This window comes from Mesorhizobium sp. M7A.F.Ca.US.006.04.2.1 (assembly GCF_004022915.1).
GTDB classification, from domain to species: domain Bacteria; phylum Pseudomonadota; class Alphaproteobacteria; order Rhizobiales; family Rhizobiaceae; genus Mesorhizobium; species Mesorhizobium ciceri.
Window position 1 is genome coordinate 1 of record NZ_RZQA01000323.1, and the last position, 6432, is coordinate 6432.

General features: G+C 65.4%; 9 protein-coding genes. 4 read left to right on the forward strand and 5 right to left on the reverse strand.

Features of this window, described 5'->3' with window-relative positions; all coding sequences use genetic code 11:
• Positions 1 to 137: 137 nt before the first annotated feature.
• The gene (locus EN925_RS18025; protein ID WP_024501757.1) at positions 138 to 440 is read left to right on the forward strand and encodes a hypothetical protein; all 303 of its coding nucleotides are present in this window, start codon (positions 138 to 140) and stop codon (positions 438 to 440) included.
• A gap of 64 nt (positions 441 to 504) precedes the next feature.
• On the opposite strand, the gene EN925_RS18030 is transcribed toward EN925_RS18025, so the two are convergent.
• Complete coding sequence (locus EN925_RS18030; protein WP_013530583.1) at positions 505 to 1209, reverse strand: helix-turn-helix transcriptional regulator; 705 nt, start codon at positions 1207 to 1209, stop codon at positions 505 to 507.
• A 188-nt stretch (positions 1210 to 1397) separates the two neighbouring features.
• Between EN925_RS18030 and EN925_RS40765 the strand changes: the two genes are divergently transcribed.
• Positions 1398 to 1688 carry a hypothetical protein gene (locus EN925_RS40765; RefSeq protein ID WP_224675015.1) on the forward strand — a complete coding sequence of 97 codons (291 nt, stop codon included), beginning with the start codon at positions 1398 to 1400 and terminating at the stop codon, positions 1686 to 1688.
• A 113-nt stretch (positions 1689 to 1801) separates the two neighbouring features.
• The gene (locus EN925_RS18040) at positions 1802 to 2470 is read left to right on the forward strand and encodes a GcrA cell cycle regulator (protein ID WP_127385863.1); all 669 of its coding nucleotides are present in this window, start codon (positions 1802 to 1804) and stop codon (positions 2468 to 2470) included.
• Positions 2471 to 2719: 249 nt separating this feature from the next.
• Here EN925_RS18040 and EN925_RS18045 read toward each other — a convergent pair whose 3' ends face one another.
• Positions 2720 to 3028 carry a DUF982 domain-containing protein gene (locus EN925_RS18045; RefSeq protein WP_032898671.1) on the reverse strand — a complete coding sequence of 103 codons (309 nt, stop codon included), beginning with the start codon at positions 3026 to 3028 and terminating at the stop codon, positions 2720 to 2722.
• A 108-nt stretch (positions 3029 to 3136) separates the two neighbouring features.
• The gene (locus tag EN925_RS18050; RefSeq protein ID WP_013530587.1) at positions 3137 to 3418 is read right to left on the reverse strand and encodes a DUF982 domain-containing protein; all 282 of its coding nucleotides are present in this window, start codon (positions 3416 to 3418) and stop codon (positions 3137 to 3139) included.
• Positions 3419 to 3669: 251 nt separating this feature from the next.
• Between EN925_RS18050 and EN925_RS18055 the strand changes: the two genes are divergently transcribed.
• The gene (locus EN925_RS18055; protein ID WP_127370037.1) at positions 3670 to 4272 is read left to right on the forward strand and encodes a DUF6456 domain-containing protein; all 603 of its coding nucleotides are present in this window, start codon (positions 3670 to 3672) and stop codon (positions 4270 to 4272) included.
• A gap of 55 nt (positions 4273 to 4327) precedes the next feature.
• Here the strand turns inward: EN925_RS18055 and EN925_RS18060 are convergent, their stop codons facing one another.
• Positions 4328 to 4633, reverse strand: a complete 306-nt coding sequence (locus tag EN925_RS18060) for a hypothetical protein (protein ID WP_027160843.1) — start codon at positions 4631 to 4633, stop codon at positions 4328 to 4330.
• Between the two features lie 111 nt (positions 4634 to 4744).
• Positions 4745 to 6432 (reverse strand): acyltransferase family protein (locus EN925_RS18065; protein ID WP_164894265.1); only part of this gene is annotated, 1688 nt, incomplete at its 5' end.

The following is a 6432-nucleotide window of genomic DNA, read 5'->3' on the forward strand; positions in this document are numbered from 1 at the left end:
TTCATACATTTATGAAAGCATAACTCAAATTACGCTAGAAGAAAAACTTCTGGGAAAGTTTGAAAACTGCGACTCGACTCCCGGCGTAAAACACAGGAATATGCGAACAAATCAGGAACAAAGACGAGGCAGGGGCGATGGCATTGCCGGGCAAGGAACCAACGATCGCGCATGTCGCTTCGATCTCGGTCGAGTGCGCCGATTGTGGCCGCAACAGGTGGTGGCGACCCGATCAGCTGAAGCGGTTCGGGGTGACGGGGAATACGCCGCTGTCCGCTCTGTCGGGCCGTATCGTCTGTTCGGCCTGCCGCGCCGACGGACTGCCGGGGACGGCGATTTCGATCCAGGCGGCGTTTGTCGACGAGCGCCAGCGCGTGCGCAGCGAAGCGCGGATGCTGAGCGACAGGGATGTGCCGCTGGAGGGATCGCGGCGGGCTTGAGTGGGAGGGTGCCAGCGCTGGTTCTTCCTTCTCCCGCAGGGGGAGAAGGAAGAGCATCCCTTGCTCAATACCCCAGCAATTCCTTCAGCGGAATCACGCGCCAGACATGTTTGATGGCGTAGCGGTTGAAGGTCAGCGTCTTCGGCGGGTTGTACTGCTCGACGACCAGCTCGCCCGCCGTGCGCTTGACCAGCTTCTTGATGAAGGCCTTGCCGTTGCGCTCGTTTTCCTCCGGGAAGGTCTCGATCACCACATGGTCGCCCGGTACGGCGTCGCGGCCGCCGCAATAGATCAGGTCGCCGGGCTCGTAACGCGGCACCATGGAATCCGAGAGCACGTGCAGGGCGAACACCTTCGGCAGGTTGCGCACGCCCGGCGGGCGCTGGACGTAACCCGCCGGCTCGCCGTTGAAGGTGAAATCGCCATCGTCGCCACCGACGGCCGCGCCCAGCACCTCGATGTCCATCGAGCTGGCGGGTAGCGGACCTGCATCGGTGACGATCTCCGCATCGGCAACCGGTCCGGCATCGTCGAGAAACACGACCTGCCCCTGGCCCAGCGCAACCGGGTCGACGCGCAGGAAGGCGGCGGTCTTCAGCAGGTTCTCGGTCTTGGGCAGATTGCGGCCGGTTTCCCAGTTGCCGACGGCGGCGACATCGGTGTCGTTGTGCTCGGCGATGTGGCGCATGACCAGGCCGCGCTGCTTGCGCGCCTTGCGGATCGCCGCTCCGACCTTGATCGACAGTTCCGTTTTTGCCATGGCGCCCATGTGAGGGATGAAAGCCGCTCTCGTCTATGAAAGAATGGCTTGCATCCATTTTCGAGTTATGCTTATATCCGGTCATGCAAAACCTGTCCAGCTTTGATGGCGCCGAGTCGCCGGCCTCACGCGAGGCGCGCCCGGCGGTCATAACCGCCCATTCCCTTTCATCCCGGCCGTCCTCCTCCCCGGCCCGGATGAAGCCCGAGGCCCAGTGCCTGACCGCACCAGCCTCGGGTCCGGTCCGCCGCCTGTCTCCGGCGACCGGAACGGCCGGAGCCGCCGCTCCCAGCGGCTTCGGCCCCCAATTCGGCCGGCATGGCGCCGGCGCTGTTTTTGCGGCAGGCCGATCCTGCATCCGCACCGAGGACGGCACCGTCATCCTGTTCGACAGGCTGACGGGCAGGGCAGTTTCCGCCCTGGACAGAAACACGGCCGAAGCGCGGCTTCTGCACCTTGCCGGCGGGAAATCGGCCCAAGCCGGCTGAGGCTGGCCGGCTGAGAGCCGGCTCTTGAAAAACAACCTGACTGCGGCCTGGCGACCGGGTCGAACCTTGACGCTGCCCGACGGCGCGCGGCCGAACTTTGGATGGAGCTCGATATGGCAAGCTATAGCGACGCGGAATTGCACGAGATCGCCCGCTGGCTGAAGGATGGGCTCTCAGCCTCCAGGATTGCAGTCGCGTTCAGCGCGTTGCGCGGCAGTCCGGTGTCGCGCGACGCCATCATCGGCATCGTGCACCGCAACGCCATGCTCGGCGCGATCGGCTTTGCCAATGGCAAGGGGCCGCTGCCGCGATCCAGGCAGGCCGTGGGCAAGCGCGCTGGAAGCAAGCGGGCGAGTGGCGCGTCGGCGAAATCGACGCCTGTCGTCGGCAAGATGGAGGGCGTGCTTGCCGCCAAGGACATCCATGCGCGTGAAGTGGCCCGGCCCAGGCGCGCGCATTCGTTCGTGCGCGAGGTGGGCGTGCTGATCACCGACGGCGTGGCCTATCGCCTGGAGGCGCCGGCGCCGCCGCGCGCGGCCATCGGCCGGCAGCCGCATGGCGTGGCGATGCGCTTCATCGATTGCCTGTTTTCACGCTGCCGTGCGCCGCTGGATCTGACGGTGGAGGGGGATCCGGACATTTCTATTGCCGAAGAGGGGGCGCCAGGCAGCCGCCCAGGTGCCGACATGCTGTGCTGCGGCATGCGCACCGGGGCGCTGAAAAGCTATTGTACCTACCACCAGGCGCGCTTCCAGCGCCGCGTATTTGTTGCGACGGGGTGAGGTTTGATCTCTGCTCCCCCGTTCACGGGGAGAAGGTGCCGGCAGGCGGATGGGGGGCAGCGCTGACGAGGCAGGATGGAAGCTGACATGAAATTCAAGCATCCGATTCAGATGCCACTTACCGAAGCGCTGGCGCCGCCCCTCATTGCCCTGCCGGGCGTTCGCTGTTCGAAAAGCCAAGCAATTGGCTTTTCGTCCGCTGCTCGGATCACACCTCACCCCCGTAAACGGGGAGAAAGAAGCAAAGCCCTATTTCGGCATCTGCCGGCCTTGCTTGGGCGTGCGGCTCTGCATGCTCCTTGCGTCCATCGCCATCGGCGGGTTGCCCTCGCCGACCAATATGCCAGTCACCCGGGCAAAGCCGGTAAACACCTTCATGGCGTCGGCTTCGGAAATCTGGGCGGCAATCGCCGCGCTGCAGGCGTTCAACGCGCTGCGGTAGACATGACCGCGCCGCTCCAGCGGCCAGCGCTGGAGAAAATCGGCGGCTTCGCTGACGCTTTCGATCTCTTCGATCTCATCTTCCACCCGCACTTTGAGCGGCACTCCGGTTTTCATCGTACCCACGGCGTTCACCTTCGCTTTGCGCGCGGCTCCAGCTACCGCACCCATAAACGCGCCCCGCTGGGGGCCGGTTGCATCAATTTTTCGGGCGGCGCCCGCTCCTCACGGGCTAGCCACCGCATCCAGCCAGTCATGGGCGCGGCTTTTGGGCCTGTCGACCAGTATGTTCTGCTGCTTGGCCGCCCTGGTGAAGGCGTCGAACGCGATGCGCTGGCAGCAGATGCCGTCCACGGCGAGCGTAACCAGCCGGGAAGCCTCGAGATAGCCAGGCGCTGTCTTGTCGGGCCATTGGTGGCGCAGTGCCTCGGCGGCTCCGGCCACCGAACTGACCAGCATGGTTTTGTTGTCGCAAAAGCGCACGGTAACCGGCATGAAGGCTGTCATCGGCGAACCTCCCCTTGGCATGGACGCGACATAACGTCGAAAACTCGCGCCGGTTCCATCAGCCTGGATGCCGGACGGCAGGGATGCTGGCGCGGCGGCGAAGAGGCGACGACCTACGGTTCATTGAAGGCCAACCGAGCAGCGCTCCGCTCCGCTCTGCCACCGCGTGGGGAGATGCCCGGCAGGGCCGAGGGCGCGCGAAGGATCGCCACTTGCCGGCCTCCACCACCCATCCCAACCAGGAGCCTCCCATGAGCAAAAAGACCAGACCCGCAAAACCGCAGGCGCCGAAATTGCCGAAGGGCGAGGCCGAGCAGGTGCGCATACGCCGCGAGATCGGCCATGATTTCGCGCTCAGGGATGACGCCTTCGGCCGCAAGCGGCTGGCAGCGGGCACGCTGGAGGCTGCGCGTGTCTACGAAGTGTCGAATGACGGCTACGCCGCGACCGGCGGCATCGTGCGGCTGCGCGCCATCGATGCGCTCGTCGGCATCACTTCGCTGTCGCGCCAGCAGCGCGAGGCAGGCCTGCGCTACCGCGAGGATTTCCGCTGCAGTCAGCAGGCTGATGTCAAGCCGATGCGCTGGACCGAGCGCATCGACGGCGGCCGCGAGGGCGGCGGCATCGCCGACAGCGTTCTCGACGCCGGCAGGGCCTATGCCGCCGCCACAAGAGCGTTAGGCCATTGGGAGGTGGCCGCCGTGGTACGACAAGTCTGCTGCGCGGACGGTTCCCTCAAGCGCCTGTCCGAGCAGACCGGCGAGGGCCGGAACGTGGTGACGAAGCTGCTGAAGGTGGGGCTGGATCTGTTGGCAGTGCATTACGGGATGATGATGAGGAGGCGGGTGGGGTGAGCGGCGCAAATATCCGGCCGGCGGCGCCGGCCGGATCATTTTTCACAGGATCAGATCATCGGCAGACGCGGATTTCCTCGACGATCCTGTGGTGATGGCGCCAATGCTTGACCAGTGCGATGTGGCAACGGTGGTGACGGTGGTAATAGCGCGGCCTGTAGCCGTTGTCATAGGCGTCGTACTGGTAATAAGGGCGATAGTAGCGATCGCCATAGTCATAACCATTGTAATAATCGTCGCCGTAATAATCGTCTGCATAGCCGCCAATGCCGATACTGATACGGCTGCGGGCGTCGGCGGGGGCGATCATCGCCGCCGCCGAAGCAATGGCGATAACCGAAACAAGCAGGAGCTTTTTCATAGCTGCCTCCTTTTCAAGGTTAGGCTAATATAACTGCCGAGTTGCAGCCTCGTTCCACAGATTCGTAAGATGTGACGAACAATGCAGACCGGGGCGCAGATGCCCAGGCGCCTAAAACAAGGCCCTCTCCAATGGCCCCGCCAGTGTCTCGGCAAAGCCTGTCGCCAGATGGTGCCTGTCACGAAACGCCAGCTGGCCTGATATGACGACGTGGCAGGTGGTCGGGCCGCAGAATTGGTTGGTGAGGTCGATGTAGCGGGTGTCGGGCACGCTGGTCACCACGGCGCGCTCGGTGGCGGCGGTGCTGTCGTTGGCGGCTTCGGCCCTTGGCGTGTCGCAGTGCGGCGAGGGTGCCTCGCGCCACCACAGGGTGCGCGCCACGCAGGAGCCGGCGAAGCTGGCGTTGATCGGCGTGTCGCGGATGACTGCCGTCTCGACACCGGCCCGGCTGAAGGCCTGCAAGGTCGAGCGCAGGCCGGCCTGCCAGCGCGCTACTTCGGCGGTGCGTTCGGCGGCGGGCAGATCGCGGGTCAGATTGCCGATGGAAAATTCGGAGATCACCACCAGGCGCGGCTTGCGGCGGATGATCTCCGATATGGCCTGCTCGCGCCAGGCGTCGCATTCGGTGTAGTCGCGCTTCAGCACCGTGTTGAAGGTGGAGAGCCGCGAGGCGCGGCACGATGATTTGAGGTAGGTGACCACCTTGGTGTGGTTGCGCCTGGCTGCTTCGATCAGCGGCGTCGACCAGTGGTCGGCGTGCGAATCGCCAAACAGCACGATGGTGCGGGTGGCATCGGCCGGGCCGAATGTGCAGGGTTTCGGCGTCACCGTTTGGAAGTCGGCCAGGCAGTTCTTGTCGACGGCCCGCGCGATGGAAGGTCTTTCGGCCGCCTGCTCGATGCCGCGCTGCTCGGGACCGATGTTGCGCGTGGCCAGATGCGCATTGGCGTAGGCGACCGCCACGCCGGCACCGGTCAGCGCCAGCGCGGGTGCGAGCGCGCGAGCGCCCACCGTCAGCCAGGCGCCGCGTCGTGCCGGGTTCTCGATGAGGTGATAGGTGAGCACCGACAGCGCCAGCGCCAGCACGCCGCAGCCCAGCCGCTGCGGCACCGTAAGATCGGGCGTCAGCATCCCGGCGTAGACGATGACCGGCCAGTGCCAGAGATAGAGCGAATAGGAGAGCGTGCCGATCCATTGCAAGAGCGGCAGCGACAAAGCGGTGGCCGGGCCAAGGACGTGCCGGTCGGTCCGCCCGTTGGTCTGTTCCCCGCAGCCGCCGCTCAGCAGCACCAGCACGGTGCCGGCAACCGGCAGCAGTGCGTACCAGCCGGGGAAGGGCAGGTCCTCGCTCAACAGGCGATAGGCCGTCGCAATCAGCGCCAGGCCGAGCCAGCCAAGGGCTGGCCGCAGCCAGATGCGGTGCTGCAGCAAAGCCATGGGGACCAGCGTCGCCAGGCCGCCGGCAGCGAACTCCCAGGCGCGCAGCGGCGAGAAATAGAAGGCCCAGGCCGGCGCCGCGCTGGTCAGCCACAGGCAGGCGGCGAAGGAGGCGAGGCCGACCACGCCGATCATGGCTGCGGCCGTTCGCCGGCCCGGCCGCAGCCAGGCGGCCAGCAGAAGCAGCGCCGGCCAGGCGAGATAGAACTGCTCCTCCACCGACAGCGACCAGAAGTGGATGAAGGGATTGCTGGTGGCGTCGGCGGCGAAATAGTCGAACGACCAGCGCAGCAGCCACAGATTGATGGCATAGGCGGAGGCAAACATGGCGCCGCGCGAATAGAGCGCCTGCTCCTGTGGCG